The organism is Chryseobacterium sp. OSA05B (assembly GCF_019970065.1).
GTDB lineage: Bacteria > Bacteroidota > Bacteroidia > Flavobacteriales > Weeksellaceae > Chryseobacterium.
This window is the reverse complement of sequence record NZ_JAHXYH010000002.1, coordinates 198,708-224,005: the sequence shown is the minus strand read 5'-3', so window position 1 is coordinate 224,005 and position 25,298 is coordinate 198,708. Positions and strand designations below refer to the sequence as shown.

The window sequence follows — 25,298 nt, the reverse complement described above, 5'->3', positions numbered from 1 at the left end:
GATTAAGTAGTTAAATTTCAGAAATGGTTAGGAATTAAGACTTCATAGCAGTAAGCATACCACCATAAACTCTATTTAAGCTGTTAAGATTAGTTGTTAAACCTTGTAACTCTTGATTGAATTTTTCAGACTGCTCTGCAGATTTCTGCATATCAGCTACATATTTGTTAGCAAATTCAGATTGTCTCTTACCGCTTTCAAGCTGCATTACGTATAAAGCATTCATACTTTCCATATGCTGAGCTGCTTTGTTAAGCTGATCATTATATTTATGAGTAGAAGCAGATACGTCAACAGTCTGGTTGATCTGGTCTACAGAGTTAGAGAACTTGTCAATACCTGTTCTCAGTCTGTCGAACAACTGAACATCCAGTTTTGCATCCTGAAGCATTTTGTCTAACTTGTTTGAAAGAGAATTTTCTAATTCTGCAAAATGCTGAGCATTATTTTTAGATGATACATTAGAATGTAAAGGATTTGGGTTAGCATGCTTATCTAATAATTCAGGATAAACATTTTCCCATGCATAAGATTCTTCTGATTTTGGAGGGTCGAATGCGAAAATGATAAAGATAATAGCCTCCGTAATAAGTCCCACAGTAAGAGCGATATTACCATTAATTGGTCCCAAGGTAATGTGAGTAATTTTAAGCCAAGCTCCAAGAATTACAATTGCAGCACCGAATGAATAAAAGAAATTCATCCAAGCATCTTTAGTCTTAAACATATTAAGTTAGTTTTTTTAATGTTAAATAAAATTGTTATTGAAAAATAGTTGTCCGGTTAAATTATCTGTTAACTCTTCTTGGCTTAACAGCTGCTTCAGGAATATCCTGTACAGTTCTGAATCCGATATAGCTTCTTGCGGAATCTTTTCTTTCCCAATCTCTAGCACCTGTCATCAGGGCATATCCTATATCTTTCCAAGATCCACCTCTTACTGATCTCTTCGTATCCTTTGTATCTTTCGTAGAAGGATTTAAAGTAGATGAGAACCCGTAAGAAGAGTTGTTATACGCAGATGATGTCCATTCAGAAACGTTTCCAGCCATATCAAATAACCCAAATCCATTTTTCTTAAATTTCTTTACTGGAGCTGTATATGTATAAGTACCTTTTTTCTCGTCTTCCATGTAGTTACCTCTCTTCGGTTTGAAGTTAGCCAAGTAGCAACCTCTGTCATCCATTAAATATGGACCACCCCATGGGTAAGTAGCATTTTGCATTCCACCTTTTGCAGCGTATTCCCACTCAATCTCTGTAGGAAGACGGAACTGCAATGGTCTTTGTTTTCTTCTTTTTAAGCTTTCGTTGTAGTCAGTTTTCAGTTTAGATCTGAAATAACAGTAAGCTCTAGCCTGATCCCAGGTTACCCCTACTACAGGATAATCTTTGTAAGCTTTGTGCCAGAAATACTGTTCGAACAACGGCTCGTTGTAAGTGAAGTGGAAATCATTTACCCATACCGTAGTATCAGGATAGATGGCAATGCTCGAACTCTTAAGGTAGTTAGCTCCTCTTTCGTTGTCAGCAAGTGCGGCATCCATATCTCCCCACTGATAGTTGTATTTTAGTTTACTAACGTCTAAAATCCTTTCGTTTCCAATTCTGGAAGAAGCAGGCAGATACATAGACTCTAAAACTTCCGCATATTCTACATCAGGATACTTTCCAGTGCTCCAGTGTAATGGGATTTTCCAGTCTAATTTTTTGGTAGCATCATAACCTCCGTCTTCTCTACCTCCCTGGCCTTCTAAATATTCTTGATAAGGTGTTAAATTTTCTTCTTTTTTAGCAAGGTATGCATAGTCTCCTATACTTGCTCCTCTACGTCCACCTTCTTCACCGCCTTCCCCAGCAGCTTCGGCTAATAGAGTTCTCGCAATGGAATCTCTTACATAATTGATAAATACCCTGTATTCTGCATTGGTAGTTTCCGCTTCATCCATAAAGAAAGAAGAGACTGTAACAGTTTTCAATGATGCTTTTTCAGGTGTGTTTGTTGGGTCCTGATCTGCAAGACCGGCAACAAATGAACCTGCTGGAATAGCGACCATTCCAAATGGTCTTTCCGCAACAAATGATTTCGTTTTTTCTCTTGGTATCAATTCTCCTTTCGTTCCAGGCTTCCCTACAGAAGAACTGCCACCACCTGAACAAGATACTGATGCTACCGACGCAGACAATAATAAAAGAAATATCCTTTTCATGTTAATTTTTATAATTAAGCCGTAAATATATAATTTTTTTAAGAAACTTTTAAGATTTTTTTTGAAATAACGGAAGAAATCTAAATTTATTTTATTTACAACTAGTTTTTATTCCACGGTTACTGATTTTGCCAGGTTTCTTGGCTGATCTACATTGGCTCCTCGGTATACTGCAATGTAGTAGGCTAATAGCTGTAAAGGCACTGATGCAACGATTGGTGAAAAACATTCAGACGTCTCAGGAATTTCAATCACATAATCTGCCATTGCACTTACCTGTTTGTCTCCTTTATTGACTACCGCAATGACTTTTCCTTTTCTCGCCTTAATTTCCTGAACATTACTTACAATCTTATCATAGTGTCCTTTTTTAGGAGCAATAATAACGATTGGCATGTTCTCATCAATAAGGGCAATAGGTCCGTGCTTCATCTCTGCTGCCGGATATCCTTCTGCGTGAATATAAGAGATTTCCTTTAGTTTAAGAGCACCTTCCAACGCTGCAGGATAGTTGTATCCTCTTCCCAGATAAAGGAAGTTTGTAGCACCGATGAAGTCTTTAGCTATATTTTGAGTAAGCTCGTGCGTTGTACTTAAAACTTCTTCGATCTTCTTCGGAATAGCGTCCAGTTCAGCAATTAAGCTCATGAATTCTGCATTTCCCAAGTTACCGTTATGTTTTCCTAGTTTAAATGCAATCAGGGTAAGGATCGTAAGCTGTGCCGTGAATGCTTTTGTAGAAGCCACACCGATCTCAGGACCTGCGTGAGTATATGAACCTGCATCTGTAATTCTTGCAATGGAAGAATCCACGACATTACAGATACCATATATAAATGCTCCTTTTTCTTTGGCTAATTTCAATGCAGCCATTGTATCTGCAGTTTCTCCGGATTGGGAGATGGCGATAACAACGTCTTTATCTGTGATGATCGGGTTTCTGTATCTGAATTCAGATGCATATTCCACCTCTACAGGAATCCTTGCATATTCTTCAATAAGATATTCGCCGATAAGACCGGCATGCCATGAAGTTCCACAAGCGATAATGATAATTCTGTTGGCATTTTTGAATCTCTCCAAATGATCCCATATCCCAGCCATTTTGATAATCCCTTCGTCTACAAGAAGTCTCCCTCTCATCGTGTCGTGTATGGATTTAGGCTGTTCAAAAATCTCTTTAAGCATAAAATGCTCATAACCACCTTTTTCTATCTGCTCTAAGCTTAATTTAAGCTCCTGAATCTCAGGCTCAATTTTAGAGTTATCATTAATTGTTCTGATATCTACCCCATTTTCCAATGAAATAGTAGCCATATGGCCTTCTTCAAGGTAAATAGCTTCTTTAGTAAATTCCACGAAAGGAGAGGCATCGGATGCAATAAAGTACTCTTTATCACCCAGTCCAATGGCTAGCGGAGAACCTAATCTTGCTACCACCAAAACTCCAGGATAATCTTCGTGAAGGACTGTGATAGCGTAAGCTCCGTATACTTCATTCAAAGCATATCTTACCGCTGTCGGGAAGTCTGTTTCTGAATTCAAATCCATGAAATACTGGATAAGATTAACCAGAACTTCCGTATCTGTTTCAGACTTAAAAGTAAATCCTTTGTCAGTAAGCATTGTTTTAATAGTATCATAATTTTCTATAATACCATTATGTACAAGAGCTATTTTTCCGCTATTTGACAAATGCGGGTGTGAATTTCTGTCACTAGGAACTCCGTGAGTTGCCCAACGGGTATGTCCCATTCCTATTTTAGCTGTACCTTTTAACTGCGCCGAAATATTGACCAAGTCATCTACTTTACCCTTTGTTTTTTCAACTTCAAATGTATTATTTGAACCTTCCAAAACAATTCCTGCACTGTCATATCCTCTGTATTCTAATCTTCTAAGACCGTTGATCACAATGTCATACGCGTCCTGAAATCCTGTATATCCTACAATTCCGCACATATTTTTTCTAGTGTTTTTTATTTTTTTGTCCCGTAAGTGACATTTAACTGCATTCTGTGTTTGTTATTTTTATCTTTTGAACCCACAAAAACGGCTCTTTCTGTTTCAAATGCTCTGGATGTAAATTTGAATCCGCCAAACGTATTTGCCGTTGTCGGTGTAAACTCACCCATATTGATAAGCAGCATCTTATTGACAGCACGAACTCCATTATTTTTTGGGTCTCCTTCAATAATATCTTTCACTGTTTTTGTTACCGTGAACTCATAATAAGAAGGGTTTTTATCAAGATCATAGCACTTTAACCAATCAAAACCGGCAGTAATATCGGCTAAGAAGGCTGACGAAGTAAGCACCGGGGTCCCAGGATCTATAGGACTAATGGTAAGATTCTCCTGTTTTCTTCTGAAATTATTTTTCCATGCCAAATCATCCGTATAGATTCTGATTTTAGCACTTACGATAGCCGCCTTTTTATCATTATACATTGCCATAAGACTATTGATCGTACTTTCCGGAATTTTCACTGCTATAGAAGGTCCTCCCATTCCCTGTAGATAAAGTCTTTCATTTCCTTCGGCTTCGTTGATTGATGCTATTGCATCTCCCCATTGAGAGTTTGTTCTGTTATACGTATACTGACCTATACGAGCATTACCCAGACCTCCTTTCATCAATAATTTGAATGAAGACTGTGGTCTTGTTATTGTACCATTATCATTTTTCTCGTTGGTGTAGTACATGATCACTTCCAAATCATCCGGAGAGAACTGTAGCAGATATCCATCAGTTTCATCCACAGAAAGTCTGATTCCTTTGAAGTGTCTGGTAAAATTAGCTGCATCCTGAAGTTCAGGCTTACCGCTTTTATCAAGAATTTTAGTCTGGAAGAAATCGTTGTTCAAACGAATTCTGAATCCGGCATCTGCTGCAAACAAAGTAGAGTTGTCAGACTTCTTGGTGATCGTAACTGCTTTTACATTTCCATCAAATACAGCAGAACCAAGCGCTGCCCCTGTACCTGCAGTTACATTAGAATATTTGAAATTGTTATCATTACCATCGAGATAAGTGGTAATTTCATCTACATTGATATGAAGCAGAGTATTAGTTCCGCCCGCACCCAGTTTAGTTTTACCATATTTTACTCTATAATCAACAGGGTAAGTTTTAACTTCTGTAGAAACAGGTGTAGCTACGGTTCCGATCAATATACTCTCGTCTTTAGCCCCTGAAGTTTTCACAGAATCGGTTACAGCTTTTGGCTTCATTACCAATACTACAGAGTCTACCTTTGGGTTTTTTCCAAAATCGAAATTATCGCTGGACATTCTCAGCTGAGTAAGAAATGATGCTTTCTGCATTCCGAACTGCTCTTCGGAAAACGCTCCGAGAACTGCCGTAGCGGAAGAAATACCTGATGTATTGATCAGACTTACCAACCTGCTTGCATCACTTCGTATTGAATCTTTATTATTAATATTATAAGCAACAAGATCATAGGAAGTCATATTGCCTTCTGCACCATCATTGATAAACAGCTGCTCACCCAGCGAATCCGCTTCCGGTTCGCAGTTATAAAGAAGAGCACTTCCGAAAACGGCCACAAAAAGCATGGCAAAAGTCCTTTTAACAGTATGAGTCATTAAAAAAGTGTTTTTAGTAAATTTGATTTATAGAATCTACGTCTACGTATTCTGATTTTGGAGCCGCTGTTTCATTGAAACCTTTGTCAAGGTCCTCATCTAAAAACTCATCTCCTTTCACCACCATGTCCACGTAATTCATACTCTCGATAACAAAATTCTTGATTGTCGGATTATCTAACGCTTTTAATCCGGAAATATTATCGAATGCCAGTTTCTCAGCGATATTTTTATCAAGATCAGCGTCTTTCTCATTGTATAAAGAAAGAACGATTTTGGCGTCTTTGAAATAAGTATCAGATTCGTAATAGGTTTTAAGGTAAATTGGAACGAAAGAAGACATCCATCCGTTCAGGTGGATCACATCCGGAACCCAGTTCAGCTTTTTGATGGTCTCGATAACACCTCTTGCAAAGAAAATCGCTCTTTCGTCGTTATCATCAAAAGGATTTCCTTCGTCATCAACGTAGTATTGTTTTCTTTTGAAGTATTCTTCGTTGTCAATAAAGTAAACCTGAAGTCTTTCCCCCGGAAGAGACGCTACTTTAATAATCAAAGGCTGGTCCAGGTCATTGATGATAATGTTCATTCCCGAAAGACGGATCACCTCATGAAGTTGGAATTTTCTTTCACTTATTTGTCCAAATCTTGGCATAAAAACTCTTACATCATTGCCTTCATTGTGCATCTTAAGTGCCATTTTGTTTACCACTGCAGCCATATTCGTATCTTCCTGATATGGATACATCTCTGTAGTAATGTACAGTATTTTTTGATTCGGCATAAATTTCTATCTATATTTTTGTAAAAATGCTTTAATGTGCAAAATTACAAAAAAACATCCAACATTATTTTAATTAACATTATTTTACGATAATTCCTATTTCCAAATTATTAAAAACTCATATAATTATGTGATATTTTTAGTATTTTTGAATTAGTATTAAAATAAACTATGGAAGTTATAAAGAACAAGAAAACCCTTCAGGATTTCATTGAGAGACAGAAAGAAATGGGGAAAAAGATAGGCTTTGCCCCTACTATGGGTGCACTCCATAACGGCCATCTTTCCCTGTATGAAGAAGCCAGAAAAGATAATGACCTCGTAATTTCTTCAATTTTTGTAAACCCAACCCAATTCAATAATCCGGAAGACCTTGAAAAGTATCCGAGAGATATCAACAGAGACATTCTGATCCTCAAAAACTCAGGACTGGTGGATGCTGTCTACATTCCCGAGGTAGCCGATATCTATCCGGAAAAAACAGAAAGCCAGCATTATGATTTTGATGGACTGGAAAATGAAATGGAGGGAAAATCAAGACCGGGACACTTTGACGGTGTAGGAACCGTCGTAGAAGAGCTTTTCAGACAGATCAAACCGGACAACGCCTACTTCGGGGAAAAGGATTTTCAGCAACTTGCCATTATCAAGAAAATGGTAGAAAAGAAGCAGCTTCCGGTAAAAGTAACAGGTGTTTCCATTTACAGAGCAGAAAACGGCCTTGCGTTGAGCTCAAGGAACCAGAGGCTTCATGAAGACCGAAAAGAAGCATCAAAGGTGATTTACCAGACTTTAATTAAAGTAAACGATTGGTTCCGTACCGTTACCATTCCTGAAATAAAAGAAAGAGTTGCCGATATCTTCGATCAAGAACATGGAATGAAACTGGAGTACTTTCTGATCGCTGATGAAGATACCCTTAAAGAAACCGATTTTTTCTACAAAGACAGAAAATACCGTGCATTCATCGTGGTTGTAGTAGATGGCATCCGATTGATAGACAATATGCACCTCGATTAATATTAAACACGCATTCAACAAAAATACCTCGCGTACTTTTTATAAAGAAAAGCTCTGATCAATATAATCAGAGCTTTTTCTTTTTCGGGTATAGTATATAAAAAAATCAAAGGTCTCTTGAGGAAACCTTTGATACACCAAATCACAAAATATTAATATGAAAAAAATTTACTTTTCAGTAAACTTGTGACCCGGCTGGGATTCGAACCCAGGACCCATACATTAAAAGTGTATTGCTCTACCAGCTGAGCTACCGAGTCGGTCACTTTATCAACGACTGCATTTGAATAATAACCTTCGTTTTAGGAGGTGCAAAGATATATCTTTTTTCTTACCCCTGCAATAGTTAATATAAGTTTTTTTTTATAAAAATCAAAGGTCTCTTGTGGAGACCTTTGAAACACCAAATCACAAAATATTAATATGAAAAAAATTTACTTTTCAGTAAACTTGTGACCCGGCTGGGATTCGAACCCAGGACCCATACATTAAAAGTGTATTGCTCTACCAGCTGAGCTACCGAGTCGGCCACAATTAAAAATGAAATCAATTCATTAATAATTATTAAATTTTCGTTGCAGTGCCTGCGACTGGACTCGAACCAGCACATCCTTAGGAAACCACCCCCTCAAGATGGCGTGTCTACCAATTTCACCACGCAGGCTTCAAAAATTACAAAAATCCAGTAATCTTTTTCGCTTGTGACCCGGCTGGGATTCGAACCCAGGACCCATACATTAAAAGTGTATTGCTCTACCAGCTGAGCTACCGAGTCGGTCACTTTATTAACGATTTGCATTTGAATAATGTCCCTCGTTTTCAGTGGTGCAAAGATATGAGTTTTTTCGTTATCTCAAAACTTTTTTGCAAATTTGTTTAAAAAAAATTCATGGTTATTTCACTCATCGGATACATGGGATGTGGCAAATCTCACATTTCCAAAATATTAAGCGACAAAATAAATTTTAGACTAATTGACCTCGATAAAGAGATTTCCAGGAGAAATAAATTAACCATTCCTGAGATTTTCGAAAAAAAGGGCGAGATCTACTTTAGAAAGCTGGAAAGAGAGGCATTGGAAGAGATTCTCGCATCGGAAGAAAATCTGGTTTTAAGCCTGGGAGGAGGAACGCCGGTTTACTACAATAATATGGAAATTATCAACCATAGCTCCAAAAGTATTTTTTTGAGAGCGTCTGTGGGTACTCTATATGAAAGGCTTACTAAACAGAAAGAGAAAAGACCCCTAATTGCCAACATTTCTGACGAAGATCTGCCTGAGTTTATTGCCAAGCATTTATTTGAGCGAAATGCATTTTACAGCAAAGCACAGTTCAGCGTCAATACCGATGCCAGAGATCCTGAAGACATTGTGAAAGAAATAATAGAAAAGCTCTATCTCTAGAGCTTTTTATTTTAACTTTCGTTTTCGGCACTCTCATCTTCGGTACCGCCTGCTGTTTCACCAAAAAAATCATCCCAGTCTGTAAAGTCTGAGGCTATATCATTTCCTATATACTCATCCATATCTCTTCGGTCTCTTTTGGTAGGTCTTCCTTCGCCTTTATTTCTGTAATAGTCCTGAGACATTTTGCGGAGTTTTAATAATTCATACTGCTCCTTATCCGTCACATCCTGTATATGAAGGGGCACCAGCTTTGCTCCCAGCCTGCTTTTTGGAATCTGGATGACCTTTATTTTATAATCGATCTGATTTTTACGGATCTTGATAACATCTCCTTCTTTTACCTCCTTAGACGACTTTACGGCAGACGTTCCTAGTGAAACTCTGTTCTTTTTAATTTCCTCTGTTGCAATACTTCTCGTCTTATAAAAACGAATGCACCATAAAAATTTATCTATTCTCATAATTTTTTATACTTTTGCCGTTATATTATTTGTAAAGTAATTAAAGTTTTTTGAAATGAAAAAAATATTTTTATATATCCTTGCGGGATCTCTGTGTTTTACTGCATGTAAGAAAGATGATGAAGTTGAAACTTATAAAGAACCGGAAGACATCGCCGTTCAGAACAATTATGACGATCAGGCCATTAAGAAGTTTATGAACGAAAATTATCTGGATGCACAGGGAAATATAAAAACTTTCAGCGCAACGGATGCCAGTGATGACAATGAAAAAAAATTATCTGATCTGCCTCATGAGACGCTTCCTTCCGGAACCATCTACATTATGAGAGAAGGTGCACAGCCAGCCGCTGATGTTGCTCAAACCGTTAAATCTGACGATATTCTTACCATGATGATAAGAGCTAATGGGCTTTTAGCAGCCGGTACTGATGGAAATGTCAATTTTATTACTAACCTGAAACTCGTTAATACCATCAATGACAACGGTCTTCCAATGATTGACCCGACGTTCTATTATGCTAAAAAGAGTATTCGTACGGCTGCAACAACAGGGGTAGCACAGCAGAGAAGTTATTACGAAATTGAAGGCTTCAATGAGGCTATTCAGAAATTCAAAGCATTCAATAATCTTTCGGGTGGAAGTCCTTATAACCTTCAGGGAGTTATCTTAGTGCCTTCAAGAGCTGCATTTGCAAGAGATCCTCATTATCCTTATGTAGGAACTATTTCTTTAAGAAATTACTCTTTCATCTTCAACTTCCAGATTTATGGAAGAGCAGACAGACCCGATGCTGAGAAATAAATTAAAAACTACACATAAGAAAATCGCCCTCAGATGAGGGCGATTTTTTTTATTTTCTATCTTTTGTTAAGATCTTGCTTTCTGCTTTACATTTCCTAAAATATCAGGAAAGTAAAGATCTGCCAGATGATCGAACTCATCTCCTCTCATAAACATAGTAGCATCCACTTCTTCATAAGAACTTCTTCCGGCCGCCGCAATCAGCTCATTGCAGGTATGCAAAGTATTTTTGTGGAAATGGTATACTCTCTCACTTTTATCAGTAACATCAAGCCCTTTCACCAGCATTTTATCCTGAGTGGCAACTCCTGTAGGACAATTATTATTGTTACATCTTAAAGCCTGGATACAACCCAGCGAGAACATAAACCCTCTTGCGTTGTTACACATATCCGCGCCCATTGCTACTGCTCTCAAAATATCTAAACTTGTTAATACTTTTCCGCTGGCAATTACTCTTAGCTTACTTCTTAAATTGTAATTATTCAGGGTTCTGTTCACAAAAATCAAAGCAGGTTCTAAAGGCATCCCTACCCCATCCGAAAATTCCGGCGGTGCTGCTCCTGTTCCTCCTTCTGCTCCATCGATCGTAATAAAATCAGGATAAATTTTTAAAACATTCATCTGCACACAGATATCCTCGAATTCTTTGGTATCACCGATACAAAGTTTGAAACCCACCGGCTTACCTCCTGAGAGCTCTCTCAGGTGCTGTACAAACCTCAGCAAACCAGCAGCATCAGAAAATGAGCTGTGGGATGGTGGTGAAATAACAGTCATTCCCGGGGTGACGTGACGGATCTTTGCAATCTCCGGTGTATTCTTTACACCCGGAAGAACACCTCCATGTCCCGGCTTTGCCCCTTGAGACAGCTTAATTTCAATCATCTTTACATTCGGAAGGGTAGCGTATTTTTCAAAGAGTTCCGGGTTAAATTTCCCTTCTTCGTCACGACACCCGAAATATCCGGTCCCGATCTGCCAGCAAAGATCCCCTCCTTCCATGTGATAAGGAGAAATCCCTCCTTCTCCTGTGTTATGGTAGAAATTCCCTTTTTTAGCCCCTCTGTTTAAAGACATTTGTGCTCTGTCGCTCAACGCCCCAAAACTCATGGCCGAAATATTGAACAGAGAAGCATGGTAAGGCTGGGTACACTGCTCTCCTCCTACCCAAACTCTCGGCAGCTCTTCTACAGGAGATTTCGCATAGATGGAATGCTTGATCCCTTCATATTTTCTGTGATTAACTTCTAACTGTGTTCCAAAAGCGACTGTATCGCTTAGGTTTTTGGCACGTCTGTACACTGCAGAACGCTGGTTTCTGGGAAACGGTTTCCCGTCTGTCTCCCTTTCGATGAAATACTGCTGCATTTCGGGTGAAATACTTTCGAAAAAGTACCTGAAGTATCCCAGGACCGGGAAGTTCCTCAAAATAGCGTGTTTCGACTGGTAAGCATTGTAAACACCCAATGCATAGATGGCAGTTAACAGGATGGGTATCCAATAATGCGCTCTGATCAGTAATGCGACGATCCATGTAGCAGTTACTAATACAATTCCCCAAGATAAAAACTTATCTCTCATGAATGTAGTATTTAAAGTTAAAATAAATTTAGTGGAATTTTCGCAAAGAGACTACGCTTTTGCTAAAAAACTTTCGAAGGATGACTGCACAGAAACCGTGCCATCTGACAGGATTTTTTCTAAATTTAGAAATTCAATCTGATTAACGAATGCGGGATCAAAATCTTTCTGGACTCTCACGTAGTTTTCTGTGAAGCCATACATTTTGCCGTCTTTATTTTCGTGCTCCCAAAGAACGGGAAGCGTTTTTCCAAGTTGGGTCTGATAAAATGCCATCTTTTTCTTTTCAGAAAGGATTCTCAGCATTTTATTTCTTTTTTTTCTTTCAGGGATAGGAACGACACCGTCCATATCGGCTGCTTCCGTATTTTCTCTTTCAGAATAGGTAAATACGTGAAGATAAGTGATAGGAAGCTCATTCAGGAAGTTATAGGTCTCCATGAATTTCTCTTCGGTTTCACCCGGGAATCCTACAATAACGTCCACACCGATAGCCGCATCGGGCATTACCTCGCGGATCTTATTCACTCTGTCATTGTAGAGTTTCGTAAGGTAACGGCGTTTCATTTTTTTCAACAGATCATCGCATCCCGACTGTAACGGAATGTGGAAATGAGGAACAAAACTTTTGCTTTTTGAAACGAGATCAATACTTTCGTCTTTCAAAAGATTCGGCTCAATGGAAGAAATACGTATTCTTTCGATACCGTCTACCTGATCAAGCTCTGAGATTAAGTCCAGGAACGTATGTTCGTGTCTTTTATTACCGAATTCACCTTTACCGTAATCACCGATATTCACACCGGTAAGAACAATTTCTTTGATGTCTCTTTCAGCAATTTCTCTGGCATTTTTAATGACGTTCTCGATGGTATCCGAACGTGAAATTCCTCTTGCCAGCGGAATGGTACAATAGGTACATTTATAGTCGCATCCGTCCTGTACTTTCAGGAAAGCTCTTGTTCTGTCACCGATTGAATAGCTTCCGATAAAGAAATCGGTTTCTTCAATTTCGCATGAATGAACAATCCCTTCATTTTCCCTTTTTTCCAGGTCATCAAGGTAGCTTAGAATATTGAATTTTTCTTTCGCTCCCAGGACAAGATCCACTCCATTGATCTGTGAGATTTCTTCAGGTTTCAACTGTGCGTAGCATCCAACAATCACCACCAACCCTTCCGGATTGGCTTTCATTGCTCTCTTCACGTGAAGTTTACACTCACGGTCAGCGTTTTCAGTCACCGAACAGGTATTGATTACATAAACATCAGCCTTATCATCAAAACTTACTTTATCATAACCTGCATCTGTCAATTGACGGGCAATAGTAGATGTTTCCGCAAAATTTAATTTGCAGCCAAGTGTATGAAATGCGGCAGTTCCGTGAAAAGTAGACATTTTATTACTCCTGAATTTTCTGGGTGCAAAGATAGTAATTTTAATAATAATTCTGAATCGATTCAGTCTATTATTTATATTCATCCCTTATTTCAGGGCTGTTTTGAAAGCATACGGGTGATGAATTGGAATCTGCATTTTCATTGGAAAACCGGTCTTTCATTTCATTATTAAATTCCTGAGACTTATTTCTTTCAATGGAAAGTGTTTTCCAGTCATCATTCTTCATCATTTTCGCAATATAAACGATCTGTCCGATGTGATACGGATAATGGGCCAACTGGCGGCAGACTGCATCCAAAACAGAATGGGCTTCACCTCTTAAATAGACGGTGTGATGTAAATTGTCATCATTAATCTGATCCAGACCTTCAAAAAGACATTTCCAGCCTGCTTCCCAGCAATCCATTACTTCCTGTTTGGTTTTAAAGGTATTGACAAATTCATCGTCCCGGTTTCGCCAGGGCTTTTCTCCGTCTTCCGTCAGGAAATTCGTCCATCTTGACAGCATATTTCCACCGATATGTTTTACAATAACAGCAATAGAATTACTTTCATCATTATACTGCCAGAAAATCTGTTCATCAGAAAGCTGTCCGAATGATTTATCCCCGAGGGATTTGTAGTATTGAAAACGTTTTACAAAAAGCTCTTTCATGATATTCAAAATAAAAACCAAGTTAGCAATTTTCCCGTATATAAAGGTAAACGGCAATATGGTGTGTAAAATAAATGACTTTATGAAGGATCTTAATTCGTTAAAAATTGAACATCTTGAAAAATGGTTCACTGATGAAAGCACGATCTGGATTCCTCCTTCCAAAGAAATTTCAGGGAAGAACAGGATTTTAGCCTTATTCAGAGCGATATTCAGACGTTATGATTCTATTGAATGGCAGGTTTTTGAAATTTTCCCTCTGGGAAATCAGAAGTATTTCTACCAGACGACGTCTTATGGAACGATGATTAATCAAGGAGTTTATGAAAATAATATCTGCACCGTTGTTCATTTTTCAGAGGAAGGGAAAATTATTTATCTCTCTGATTATTTTAAGGATACAAAAGCTTTCAATTAAAACTGTTCTTTGATAAAAAATAAAACCACTTCTTTCGAAATGGTTTTACCTCAATAGTTTATTATTAAAAAAGCTTAATCTCTGTTTTTGACCACAATCCAACCTGAATATTTGATCGGTGTGCTCATTTTATCATTCTCGTTCCAGCCCACGGAATACCAATAGTTTCCTGTAGGCACTTTTGTTCCGCCTCTGATGGTTCCGTCCCACTTATAGCCGGTAGACTTATCCACCTGGAAGATCATATTTCCGTAGCGATCGAAAATATTCATCACGAGGTTTTTCTTATTGGCCAAGGCTGAATAATCGATAACGTCATTATAACCATCGCCGTTTGGCGTGATGACGTTCACCAGATTCGGTATCACGATGCTGATGTCTATAGGGTCGCAATCGTAAGAATCTTTTACGAATATAGTCGCATCTCCTCTTTTAAGGTTATTAAAAACATTGGAATCCTGCCAGTTGATATTATCCAAAGAGTATTTGTAAGGTGGTGTTCCTCCTATCACATATACCGTAACGGTTGTATTTGAAATTTCAATATTCGAAACCACAGGTTGTTCGGAAGGATATACTTTTACATGCTGCACTACGGTACAGTCACCTGTTTTAAGTTTCACCCAATACGTTCCCACTCCAACATTCGCGATAGCCTGCGTTGTCGCTCCGGTACTCCATTCGTAGCCGTTGAATCCGGGTCCTGCATCCAAGGTTGTTTTGTCTTCCACACAGATGGTTTTATCTTTAAGAGTGGCTGAATAAACCGGAGGAATCACGACCAGTGTTACTTTAGCAATATTATAACAGCCTTGTGCATTGGAAACCCTCACATAAACCACTCCGCTTGGAGCAATGTAGCCTGTACCTGTTAAAATTTCATTGGTCTGATTCGCTGCATCCGTTGCAGAAGGATAGTATTTCTTCACAGCACCGGTTAATCCGGTTACTGGTGCAGATGTAAGATTGAAAGACGCCGTAGAAGGATTGCTCTCGATAGAACAGGATCTTAAAGTAGCATCCGTGACAGTCACTACAGGATGGAATTTCAGTGTGATCTGTGCAATGCCGCTACATCCGAATGTGGAAGTCACTTTCACATAAATCGTTGCTTCAGCGGAAATAAATGCTGACGGAGTTGTGATTTCATTAATGCCTGCATTCAGATCAGAAAGACTGTTGTAATATTTCTTGGTTACCGTTGGATCTGCAAAGACGTCTGCTGTGGTGAGGTCATAAAGTGCAGTGCCTGCATTATTATTGTTACATTGAGTCAATGTAGCATTTTTCGTGGTGATCTTACCATCTTTAAACTTAAAGGTTCCGATCTGCTTACATTTATTGAGCGGGCTGCTTGGATTGGCTGGATCTGTATAACCAATACTGTAATAATAAATAGAAGTCATATTGACGAGCGTGGGAACCGTAATCGCATTATTTCCCGTCAATGCATCATTTTGACTTGTATGATAACTTACATAAAAATTAGGATTTCCATTCAGAATTCCCGCAGTCAGCGTAGAGAAATCAAATACAGCAGGATTAACGCATACCACCACTTCTCTCGGATCTGCAGGGTTCGCCGCAGGAACTCCCGGAGGGGTAAACGGATAAGGCTGTGTAGCCGGATCTGTAAACGGAGATGCCAGTGTTGCGGTACCGCCCCATGTTAAAGAAAAAGGAGCTATAGTAGGATTAAAGACATCCACCCAGTTATCGATGTATAAATAATACGTCTGACCTGCCACAACATCCATATACTTACAATACGGTGTGGGTGAACCTCCGGCTGCACTGATAATCGTACTGGTCATATTCATTCCCGTGGATGCTCCTACCCCTACAACCGTCGCAGCGTTACAACGGATGGGTGATCCCAAACTTCCGCAGGAAACATTAGGCCCGTAAATTGCCCAGTCATAATCTGCTCCGGGATCATTCGGAACCAGATCAAAAGTAAGCGTTCCACTGGTGGCAATGGTAATTTTGTACCAGATTGAATTATGCTCACCGGATGACAGACATCCTCCTAAATTTTCATTCACAGCGCCTATCCCGAAAGGGCTGTAGGTAATATTGGAATTTCCGCAGACTGCAAGAGCCGTAGTACAATCTGCCTGAGCAAAGAAAGCACGCGATATACCGAAAAAAATAAGAAGTAAAAGTTTTTTCATAGATATATAGTTTTTGGTGAATATAATGTGAAAAACACATGATATGCATTGATTTACAACACATACATCAAATATACCTATATTTTATTCACAAACAATGGATTTTTAAAAATCTTAAATTATTTTAAATAAAAACATAAAATAATTACGATATATATGAATAAATAGCGACTATTTTATACTTGTAATATTTCCGCAAAGGTTCTCCAAATGGAAAATTTTATGGAACGGGCTCTTCACTTCCTGCAAATGTTCTTTATCCTGAATAAAGGTATATCTCGAGGCTATGGAATTCATATCAGAAACAATCACCAGCCAGCATTCATCTACCGAAGTATCGTAGTAAGGGAACTTTTCATTTTTCTTATCAATAAGGTCCAGGATCTTTTCGGAGCAGAGTTCGTCAAAAAGATTCATGCTGTATTCATGGGTAATGAAAACATTTCTGCGGTGAAAAGATTTCCGCATTCCTTTCACACAGCCCACAGGTTTATTCTTTTTGATACTTTTGTAAATGTTGATGATATTTTCTTCCTGTTCTTCTATATTGTCAAACTTGATGTTTGGGTGGAATTCTAAAAAATAAACACCACGGTGCTTCGCGGTGTCTTCCTGTTCTAATAATATTTCTGCCTGACGGAACATCTTATTCAAGGTACTTTCTACCTTTTTCATTTCCAGATGATTGATCACTTCGGTCAATTCTATTCCGATCTTTTTGTCGTTGAGTTTGGCGATAAAGTCGGGACTTTCGCAGGTGAGGTCTTCAAATTTCACATCAGGGAAATGATGCATAAAAGAATTAAGCAGGAGAATCTCAGACTTTTTTCTGTATTTTTCGCGGTCATGAAGCAGAGATTCGTCTATTTTACGGTGATATTTTTCCATCGGCTTTTTTTTCAAATGCCGGTTCATGTAGTATAGGCTCAGATTCTTTATTAAATCTTCATCAGAAAATGTCTTTTTCATGGGTGATTTTTTTATGTGACCAAAGAACACATGCCATAATGGTTCTCACCGTTAGAAGTTTTTGATTTTCAAAAATTTACCTATTAAAGGTAAGTAAAAAAACTATTCATCAGATACTTTTATATGAATTTATCAAATAATTAATGTAGAGTTTATTTTCATAATCAATACCTTTAGCCCTCTAAATATAAACACTGTGATCTATGGATTTTAAAAATTTTAAAATACCTTACAACATCAATCCACAATATTCTAAAAAAGCCGCTTATTTTTCAATGGAATTTGCCATTGAACAGGTTTTAAAAATATATTCGGGAGGTTTGGGATTCCTTGCAGGATCTCATATGAGAAGTGCATACAATCTGAAGCAGGATCTTATCGGGATCGGAATTCTCTGGAAGTTTGGCTATTACGATCAGGCCAGAAACCATGACCAGACCCTTCAGCCGGTATGGACAAAAAAAATGTACAGCTTCCTGGAAGATACCGGAATTAAATTCCAGATCGAGATCCACAGCGCTCCGGTATGGGTAAAAGTATGGTATCTTGACCCTGAAATTTTCAATACGGCACCCATGTTTTTCCTTTCCACAGATGTTCCGGAAAACGATCATGTTTCTAAAACAATCTGTCATAAATTATATGACGCGAACGAATCTACAAAGCTGGCTCAATATATTCTGCTTGGAAAAGGAGGCGCCAAATTACTGGATGAAATGAACGCAGAAAGAGATGTCTACCATCTTAATGAAGCCCATGGACTTCCCGCTGCATTCTACCTTCTGAAAAAATACAACGGAGACCTGAACAGGGTAAAAGAAAAACTGGTTTTCACTACCCACACTCCTGAAGAGGCAGGAAATGAAAAACACAATCTGAAACTGTGTTATGATATGTCTTATTTCTCAGGCTTCAGCATGCAGGATGTAAAAAGTATTGAGGGAACAGATGACGACCGTTTCAATCACTCGTTATGTGCTTTGAAAATGGCAAGAATAGCCAATGGTGTCTCTCAGCTGCACGGTGTAGTTTCAAGAGCGATGTGGAGCAAATATCCGGGGATCTGTGAAATTACGTCAATTACCAATGCTCAGGAATTCAAATACTGGTCTGATAAACCTCTTTACAACGCTAAAGATGAAAATGATGCAACTGTTTTCGATTACCGTAAAAAACACCTGAAGAAGAAACTTTTCACCATTGTTGCCGATCAAACGGGGAACCTGTTCAATCCGAATATTTTCACCATCGTATGGGCCAGAAGATTTGCAGGTTACAAACGTGCAGACTTGCTTTTACACGATAAAGAAAGATTTTACAGATTATTAAATAACCCGAAATATCCGGTACAGATCATTTGGTCTGGGAAACCTTACCCGATGGATTATTCTGCGATTTCTACTTTCAATACATTGGTTGAAGAAAGCAAGAATCATAAAAATATGGCAGTTCTTACGGGCTATGAACTGTCTTTAAGTAAATCGATGAAGCAGGGTTCTGATCTTTGGCTCAACAATCCGAGGGTACCGAGAGAAGCTTCCGGAACGTCAGGAATGTCAGCTGCAATGAATGGATCTGTGAACCTTTCTACCGATGACGGATGGATTCCTGAATTTGCTAAACCGGGAGAAAACTCATTTGTCGTTCCGAAAGCAGATTATATGAATATGAGCATCTACGAACAGGATACCTATGATCTGAATGCGCTGTACGATATCCTTGAAAACGAAATTCTTCCAACCTACTACGATAAGCCGGATCAGTGGAGAAAAATCCAATATAATGCAATGAATGATGTCCAGGAGCACTTTAACAGTGACCGGATGGCGGACGAGTACTATAAAATACTGTATAAATAAGCAAATCCAAAATTTACATACCCAAAAAAAATTCCGTGAAAACATTTTCACGGAATTTTTCATGGTTGAAACTTATTCTTTTTTCTTCTTCGGTACTTTTAAAACATTTTCACGGGCTTCGGAAATACCTATGGCTACTGCCTGTTTTCTGTCGGTCACTTTTTCTCCGGAAGAGGATTTCAGTTTCCCTTCTTTGAATTCGTGCATGACTTTTCCTACTTTGTCCTGAGCTTTTTCTGAATATTTGGTTTTGCTCATGATAAAAAATTTAAGATTTTGGCAGGGATACCCCTAATTCATAAACTTCAGCGTGCTTCAAATATTTTGAGCGTTCTCTGGAAGTTACCGATTCAAAATGATCGTTCTTGATCACAATGATCGGATCTTCTATATTTTCAATTTCAAAACTGGCCAAATACCGTTCATCCGGACTTGTTTTATCTTTGCTGGCTTTTATTTTCTGCAGCTCATCTGCATATTTTCTAAACCCGGGATCAGACGAATGGATAAATTTATACTCATCACCCGCATATACATAATAATGAAGTTTTTTCTCGATCAATCCTGCTTCACTACTGATCTGAGGATTATCATTCCCGTCTTTAAAACTCACCTCTACTAAAGTCCCGCCTTTTTTATTCGCACATTCTTCCGCATCCTTAAAACTTGAAAATCCAGTATAAACAATCTGATCGGCTAAAACATAGCGATTCAGTTTCTGGTTGTATGCATTCGTTTCCATAATTATTATTTAATTTGATTCTAATGATATACATTCAATTTTTTTGCCAAATTGTTAATTTTAAAAAATTCACCGGTGTATGATTTTTTTTACTACTTTAGAAGTTCAAATTTTAAAAACTAATATTTCATTATGAAAAATCTTAAAAAGATCGCAAGAGAACAGTTAAAAGAAGTACAGGGAGGAGGTCGTCCCGGGATGAAAAGATGTGCGGATCCTGTTACCTGTCAAATCATTATGTGGTATGCATTGCCGGCAATGGATAGTCCATGTGATCCTACCCTTCCGGTTTGTCTTACAGAACTGAATCCACCAGACTAAGAATAATTTATAAAAATAACAACAAAAACAGGATCTCACGGTTCTGTTTTTCTTTTATATGGTTATCTGACTAAGAATTATTAAATTTGGAATCATTAAAATTAGAAATGAAAAAATTACTCTTAACTCTTACTGTGGCTGTGGCATTCCATAATGTATCGGCACAGGAAATCACTTTAGATAAAATATACTCAGGGTATTACCGTGGAAAAGGCATTGCCGGTATTGCATCCATGAAAAACGGAGAAAATTACCTGGTCATTGAACCCACAGGAATCGCGAAGTATTCATACAAAACTTCACAAAAAGAAGGTAATATTGTTGACGGTAAATTTGAGAGCTATGAATTCTCTGATGATGAGTCGAAAATTCTTCTTTTGACAGAGAGCCAGCCGATTTACAGACATTCTTTCCTTGGAAAATTTGATGTAAAAGATCTGAAATCTGGAAAAACGATCAGCTTAAATGAAGGCAAAACAGTGCAGGAGCCTAGATTCTCCCCTGATGCTACCAAAGTTGCATTTATCGCAGAAAATAATTTATTTTATCAGGATCTGAGTTCAGGAAAAATCACCCAAATCACCAATGATGGTAAGAAAAATTCCATCATCAACGGTCTTGCAGACTGGGTATATGAGGAAGAATTCGGGCACGCAAGACTCTATGAGTGGACCAAGAATTCTGATGCAGTGGTATTTGTAAAATCTGACGAAAGCCAGGTTCCGGAGATCTATATTCCGATCTACGGGAAAAAACTTTATCCGGATGAAATGCGTTATAAATATCCTAAAGCAGGAGAAAAAAACTCTATCGTTTCTGCACAGCTGTACCGTCTTGACACCGGAAAAACGATGCCTCTGAATTTAAGTTCTTTCAAAAACTATTATATCCCGAACGTTATCCAGACCGCAAAACCGGACGAGATCGTTCTTGTAACGTCTGAAAGAATTCAGAATGCTTCTGATGTCTTAAAGGTCAACACCAAAACCGGAGCGATTCAGAAATTATTCACGGAAACGGATGACAAATGGATTGATACAGACAGCCCGACTCTTGAATTCCTTGAGGATGATTCTTTCCTTTGGGCTTCTGAAAGAGATGGAAACCGTCACCTGTACTGGTATGACAAAGACGGAAAGCTTAAAAAGCAGATCACAAAAGGAAACTGGGAAGTAACCGACTATTACGGGTTTAATCCAAAATCTAAAGAAATTTACGTTCAGACCACTGAAAAAGGAAGCATCAACAAAGTCGTTTCCAAAGTAAATATTGAAAACGGAAAATCCCAGCTTATCTCTAATGGAGAAGGAAATAATTCTGCCAATTTCAGCAAAAACTACAGCTATTTCATCGAAACCTCTTCTACCGCTTCAAAACCTTATACGTTTATATTAAAAGACGGAAACGGTAAGACAGTGAAAGAACTTCAGAATAACAATGATCAGCTTCAGAAATTAAAGGCTGATAACTTTTCAGAGAAAGAATTCATCACCATTCCAAATGATGCGGGTGATCAGATGAATGCATGGATCATCAAGCCTAAGAACTTTGATCCGAATAAAAAATACCCTCTGTTTATGTTCCAGTATTCCGGACCGGGATCGCAGCAGGTAGCCAATTCATGGGATACAGGGAATACTTTATGGTTTAACCATTTGGTACAGAAAGGCTATATTGTTGCTTGTGTAGATGGTCGTGGAACAGGTTACAAAGGAACTAAGTTCAAGAAAGTAACCTATATGAATTTAGGAAAATACGAGATTGAAGATCAGATCACGGCTGCAAAATGGTTCGGAAACCAGTCTTATATTGACAAAACGAGAATCGGAATGTTCGGATGGAGTTTCGGTGGATATATGACCAGTTTAGCGATGACCAAAGGTGCAGATGTTTTCAAAGCAGGAATTGCTGTAGCACCGGTAACCAACTGGAGATACTATGATTCTGTTTATACGGAGCGATTCATGAGAACGCCTCAGGAAAATCCGGACGGATATGACAAAAATTCACCTACGGAATATGCAAAACTGTTGAAAGGTAAATTCCTTTTAATTCACGGAACAGCCGATGACAACGTACATTTCCAGAACTCTATGGAATTCTCTGAAGCTTTAATTCAAAATAAAAAACAGTTTGATTTCATGGCCTATCCGGATAAAAACCACGGAATCTATGGCGGACAGACAAGACCGCAACTGTATCAGAAAATGACGGATTTCATTGTAGAAAACCTATAATATGAAGTATCTATTTGTTTTGTCAATGCTCGTGTATTCTTCTTTTGCAAAATCGCAGGCATTGGCAATGACAAAAGAGAAAATGGAAGTTGCCGTTTTTGCGGAAGGGAATTGGGAAATCAGAAAACTCAATGATGAATTCAACCTTTCTGAGACAACAGCAATTACCGAAAACGGCGCAAAACTTATTCTATATAAAGATAAGACATGGAAGTATGCTAATCTTAAAGATCGGGAAGCTTTTGAAAACATTCCTGTTAATAAGCAACTTTTAACTAAACCTATATCTGCCGATTCCCTGGTGAGCAGTGAACGTGCAGACGGAGGCGTTTATCTTGACACGAAAAAATGGAAGGCTTACGAAAGTGATGATATTCGCTTTTCTGAATATCAATTTACAGGACCTGATGAGTCAGAGCTATACGGTTATTTTTATTGCATCAATGCGAAAAAAGAAAATCTTGAAGCAATTAAAAATGAAGCAATCGGATCTGTTTTGAATACGCCCAATATTTCAACTTTAAAGAAGACTGAATACAGAACCGTGAACGGATTGCCTATGTTTCATATGTACTATTCCAGAAAAATAGACGGTGACCGTTTTGATTTTCTGGACAACTATTTTCAAACAGCTTATGGATATTGCCACATTTCCGGATATACGTACAGTAATCTCCTGATAAAAAATAAAGAAGAAATTGAAAAGCTGATCAACGGACTTTCAAAAGCCGACCAGTTTAGAAGAAATCAACAAGCTCCGGTGCCTCCTCCTCAAATTTATAAATAAATGAATATATCATCCCTTTCAATACTGAAAGGGATTTTTATTTATTTCATTAATCATTTCCCTGTGTATTATTTATTTTATCAATTGAAATTAAAAACTTATTTTTGGGAAATTTGAAATTTGATTATATGAAGACTAAACATCCTAAAGGCCTGCCCTTTCTCTTTTTCACAGAAATGTGGGAGCGTTTCGGGTACTATCTGATTCTTGGAATCTTTGTCCTGTATGTTATTGAACCTACCGGAATGAGTGGCGGACTTGGACTTCCGGATAAAACAGCTGATGATATTTTCGGAACCTACATCGCTTTGACCTATTTAACGCCTTTCCTTGGAGGATTTCTGGCTGATAGGGTTTTAGGATATATCAAATCTATCTATCTGGGCGGAATTCTGATGGCTGCCGGATATATCGGAATGGGGGTATTCAAAGAGCTTCCACTTTTTTATGGTTCTTTAGCATTGATTATTATTGGAAACGGATTCTTTAAACCTACTATTTCTACATTATTAGGAAACCTTTATTCTGAAGAGCCATATAAAGCCAATAAAGACTCCGGATATAATATTTTCTATATGGGAATCAATATCGGGGCGTTTATCTGTAATATCATTGCGGCTTTCATGCGTAATAAATTCGGATGGGGTGAAGCTTTCATCACTGCGGGCGTAGGAATGCTGGTAGGTCTTGTGATCTTTACGATCGGAAGGAAACACTATATTCATGCAGCACAGATGAAACCTGTGGAGGAAGGAGACACTAAGCTTTCTGAAATTTTAATGAAGGTTTTTGTCCCTGCGATTGCGATTGGGGCTATAGGCTGGTTTGTTCCCGGAAATATCTTCGGAAGCGACAGTACGGATGCCTTTATTTTTGCCTGTGTCCCTGTCATTTACTTCTATGCTTCGCTTTACTTCAAAGCTAAACCTGAAGAAAAACCTTCAATCGGAGCTTTGCTTTCCGTATTCCTGATCAGTATGTTCTTTTGGGCGGTTTTCAAACAGAATGGTACGGCACTTACAAGATGGGCCAATTATTATACGGACAGAAGTGTTCCCGATTCTCTGGAAAAACCTCTTGAAGACATCTATATGGTGGAAGGAAAGAGCTATGAAGACAAAGAAGTTCCTGTATACGATAACCAATTCCAGTCTCAAAAAGATAAGGATGGAAAAAGCATTAAAGAAACAGGAAAAGATATTTATTTCAAAAATATTACTCCTGAGCAACGTGCAGCTCTGGAAAGAAATCCGGAATCTAAAGTCTATTTATACAACACGGAATTATTCCAGTCTATCAATCCATTCTGGGTAATTGCGTTGACTCCGGTGGTTGTAGGATTCTGGGCTTTACTGAGAAGAAAAGGAAAAGAACCGCTGACGCCTACAAAAATTGTACTGGGACTATTCATCTCCGGATTATCATGTTTAGTGATGGTTCTTGCCGTTATGGCCGGGGATAACGGAGCTGTAAAAGTCTCCCCGCTCTGGCTTGTGGCCGGTTATGGAGTTATTACCATCGGTGAATTATGCCTTTCTCCAATGGGACTTTCCTTTGTATCCAAGCTTTCCCCTGCAAGAATTACGGCATTGATGATGGGAGGTTTCTTCCTGGCCAACTCGGTGGGAAACAAACTGTCAGGAATCCTGGCGAGTACATGGTATAGCTATGACAACAAAATGAATTACTTCCTGGTGAACTTTGCTTTGTTAATATTTGCAACACTTTTAGGGCTGTCTATGTTAAAAAGATTAAACAAGATCATGAAGGAAAAAGGGCACTAATCCCTGTTTATCATAAAGAATATCAAGCTGCAGAATCACTCTGCAGCTTTTTTATTTAAATATAAAATTAA

Annotated in this window: 22 protein-coding genes and 4 tRNA genes; 9 read left to right on the top strand and 17 right to left on the bottom strand. The window is 38.3% G+C overall.

Annotated elements, in window-relative coordinates; all coding sequences use genetic code 11:
• Positions 1 to 34: 34 nt before the first annotated feature.
• The 5 genes from gldL to LC419_RS08405 all read right to left on the bottom strand — a co-directional run bounded on the left by gldL (position 35) and on the right by LC419_RS08405 (position 6,602).
• Complete coding sequence (gene gldL / locus LC419_RS08425) at positions 35 to 727, bottom strand: gliding motility protein GldL (RefSeq protein WP_034727075.1); 693 nt, start codon at positions 725 to 727, stop codon at positions 35 to 37.
• Between the two features lie 61 nt (positions 728 to 788).
• Complete coding sequence (gldK, locus tag LC419_RS08420; protein ID WP_223606921.1) at positions 789 to 2,210, bottom strand: gliding motility lipoprotein GldK; 1,422 nt, start codon at positions 2,208 to 2,210, stop codon at positions 789 to 791.
• A 108-nt stretch (positions 2,211 to 2,318) separates the two neighbouring features.
• On the bottom strand, positions 2,319 to 4,172 hold the full coding sequence (gene glmS, locus LC419_RS08415; RefSeq protein ID WP_223606920.1) for a glutamine--fructose-6-phosphate transaminase (isomerizing): 1,854 nt from the start codon (positions 4,170 to 4,172) through the stop codon (positions 2,319 to 2,321).
• 17 nt (positions 4,173 to 4,189) lie between these two features.
• A complete protein-coding gene (locus LC419_RS08410) occupies positions 4,190 to 5,818 on the bottom strand; it encodes a DUF4270 family protein (RefSeq protein ID WP_223606919.1) in 1,629 nt (542 codons plus the stop codon).
• A gap of 13 nt (positions 5,819 to 5,831) precedes the next feature.
• Complete coding sequence (locus tag LC419_RS08405) at positions 5,832 to 6,602, bottom strand: glycogen/starch synthase (protein WP_223606918.1); 771 nt, start codon at positions 6,600 to 6,602, stop codon at positions 5,832 to 5,834.
• Between the two features lie 171 nt (positions 6,603 to 6,773).
• Here LC419_RS08405 and panC point away from each other — a divergent pair, with 171 nt between their 5' ends.
• The gene (gene panC, locus LC419_RS08400) at positions 6,774 to 7,622 is read left to right on the top strand and encodes a pantoate--beta-alanine ligase (protein ID WP_223606917.1); all 849 of its coding nucleotides are present in this window, start codon (positions 6,774 to 6,776) and stop codon (positions 7,620 to 7,622) included.
• 187 nt (positions 7,623 to 7,809) lie between these two features.
• Here the strand turns inward: panC and LC419_RS08395 are convergent.
• The 4 genes from LC419_RS08395 to LC419_RS08380 form a co-directional block, all read right to left on the bottom strand.
• Positions 7,810 to 7,882 (bottom strand) — tRNA-Lys (locus tag LC419_RS08395).
• Positions 7,883 to 8,075: 193 nt separating this feature from the next.
• Positions 8,076 to 8,148: transfer RNA gene (locus LC419_RS08390), tRNA-Lys, on the bottom strand.
• Between the two features lie 55 nt (positions 8,149 to 8,203).
• Positions 8,204 to 8,286, bottom strand: a tRNA-Leu gene (locus LC419_RS08385).
• Positions 8,287 to 8,324: 38 nt separating this feature from the next.
• A tRNA-Lys gene (locus tag LC419_RS08380) sits at positions 8,325 to 8,397 on the bottom strand.
• Positions 8,398 to 8,511: 114 nt separating this feature from the next.
• On the opposite strand from LC419_RS08380, the gene LC419_RS08375 reads away from it, so the two are divergent.
• Complete coding sequence (locus LC419_RS08375; RefSeq protein WP_223606916.1) at positions 8,512 to 9,027, top strand: shikimate kinase; 516 nt, start codon at positions 8,512 to 8,514, stop codon at positions 9,025 to 9,027.
• An 11-nt stretch (positions 9,028 to 9,038) separates the two neighbouring features.
• Here LC419_RS08375 and LC419_RS08370 read toward each other — a convergent pair whose 3' ends face one another.
• Entirely contained in the window at positions 9,039 to 9,491 is a 453-nt protein-coding gene (locus tag LC419_RS08370; RefSeq protein WP_223606915.1) for an RNA-binding S4 domain-containing protein, read from the bottom strand.
• 55 nt (positions 9,492 to 9,546) lie between these two features.
• On the opposite strand from LC419_RS08370, the gene LC419_RS08365 reads away from it, so the two are divergent.
• Positions 9,547 to 10,296: a hypothetical protein gene (locus tag LC419_RS08365; RefSeq protein ID WP_223606914.1), complete on the top strand. Its 750-nt coding sequence runs from the start codon at positions 9,547 to 9,549 to the stop codon at positions 10,294 to 10,296.
• A 66-nt stretch (positions 10,297 to 10,362) separates the two neighbouring features.
• On the opposite strand, the gene LC419_RS08360 is transcribed toward LC419_RS08365, so the two are convergent.
• From LC419_RS08360 to LC419_RS08350, 3 genes are all read right to left on the bottom strand, one after another.
• A complete protein-coding gene (locus LC419_RS08360) occupies positions 10,363 to 11,880 on the bottom strand; it encodes an FMN-binding glutamate synthase family protein (protein WP_223606913.1) in 1,518 nt (505 codons plus the stop codon).
• A 51-nt stretch (positions 11,881 to 11,931) separates the two neighbouring features.
• Positions 11,932 to 13,278, bottom strand: a complete 1,347-nt coding sequence (gene mtaB, locus LC419_RS08355) for a tRNA (N(6)-L-threonylcarbamoyladenosine(37)-C(2))-methylthiotransferase MtaB (RefSeq protein ID WP_223606912.1) — start codon at positions 13,276 to 13,278, stop codon at positions 11,932 to 11,934.
• 70 nt (positions 13,279 to 13,348) lie between these two features.
• Complete coding sequence (locus tag LC419_RS08350; protein WP_223606911.1) at positions 13,349 to 13,936, bottom strand: DUF1572 domain-containing protein; 588 nt, start codon at positions 13,934 to 13,936, stop codon at positions 13,349 to 13,351.
• Positions 13,937 to 14,018: 82 nt separating this feature from the next.
• Here LC419_RS08350 and LC419_RS08345 point away from each other — a divergent pair, with 82 nt between their 5' ends.
• Entirely contained in the window at positions 14,019 to 14,354 is a 336-nt protein-coding gene (locus LC419_RS08345; RefSeq protein WP_223606910.1) for a nuclear transport factor 2 family protein, read from the top strand.
• 74 nt (positions 14,355 to 14,428) lie between these two features.
• On the opposite strand, the gene LC419_RS08340 is transcribed toward LC419_RS08345, so the two are convergent.
• Entirely contained in the window at positions 14,429 to 16,528 is a 2,100-nt protein-coding gene (locus tag LC419_RS08340) for a T9SS type B sorting domain-containing protein (protein WP_223606909.1), read from the bottom strand.
• A 171-nt stretch (positions 16,529 to 16,699) separates the two neighbouring features.
• The gene (locus tag LC419_RS08335) at positions 16,700 to 17,497 is read right to left on the bottom strand and encodes a hypothetical protein (protein WP_223606908.1); all 798 of its coding nucleotides are present in this window, start codon (positions 17,495 to 17,497) and stop codon (positions 16,700 to 16,702) included.
• A 203-nt stretch (positions 17,498 to 17,700) separates the two neighbouring features.
• Here LC419_RS08335 and glgP point away from each other — a divergent pair, with 203 nt between their 5' ends.
• Complete coding sequence (glgP, locus tag LC419_RS08330; protein ID WP_223606907.1) at positions 17,701 to 19,356, top strand: alpha-glucan family phosphorylase; 1,656 nt, start codon at positions 17,701 to 17,703, stop codon at positions 19,354 to 19,356.
• A gap of 72 nt (positions 19,357 to 19,428) precedes the next feature.
• On the opposite strand, the gene LC419_RS08325 is transcribed toward glgP, so the two are convergent.
• Both LC419_RS08325 and LC419_RS08320 read right to left on the bottom strand, forming a co-directional pair.
• Positions 19,429 to 19,614, bottom strand: a complete 186-nt coding sequence (locus LC419_RS08325) for a DUF6496 domain-containing protein (protein ID WP_223606906.1) — start codon at positions 19,612 to 19,614, stop codon at positions 19,429 to 19,431.
• A gap of 10 nt (positions 19,615 to 19,624) precedes the next feature.
• The gene (locus LC419_RS08320) at positions 19,625 to 20,098 is read right to left on the bottom strand and encodes a hypothetical protein (protein WP_223606905.1); all 474 of its coding nucleotides are present in this window, start codon (positions 20,096 to 20,098) and stop codon (positions 19,625 to 19,627) included.
• 132 nt (positions 20,099 to 20,230) lie between these two features.
• Here LC419_RS08320 and LC419_RS08315 point away from each other — a divergent pair, with 132 nt between their 5' ends.
• The 4 genes from LC419_RS08315 (at position 20,231) to LC419_RS08300 (ending at position 25,227) form a co-directional block, all read left to right on the top strand.
• Positions 20,231 to 20,419, top strand: coding sequence for a hypothetical protein (locus LC419_RS08315; protein WP_223606904.1), 189 nt, complete (start codon positions 20,231 to 20,233; stop codon positions 20,417 to 20,419).
• A gap of 107 nt (positions 20,420 to 20,526) precedes the next feature.
• Entirely contained in the window at positions 20,527 to 22,656 is a 2,130-nt protein-coding gene (locus tag LC419_RS08310) for a S9 family peptidase (protein WP_223606903.1), read from the top strand.
• A gap of 1 nt (position 22,657) precedes the next feature.
• A complete protein-coding gene (locus LC419_RS08305) occupies positions 22,658 to 23,443 on the top strand; it encodes a hypothetical protein (RefSeq protein ID WP_223606902.1) in 786 nt (261 codons plus the stop codon).
• A 128-nt stretch (positions 23,444 to 23,571) separates the two neighbouring features.
• Positions 23,572 to 25,227, top strand: coding sequence for a peptide MFS transporter (locus LC419_RS08300; protein WP_223606901.1), 1,656 nt, complete (start codon positions 23,572 to 23,574; stop codon positions 25,225 to 25,227).
• Positions 25,228 to 25,298 lie beyond the last annotated feature (71 nt).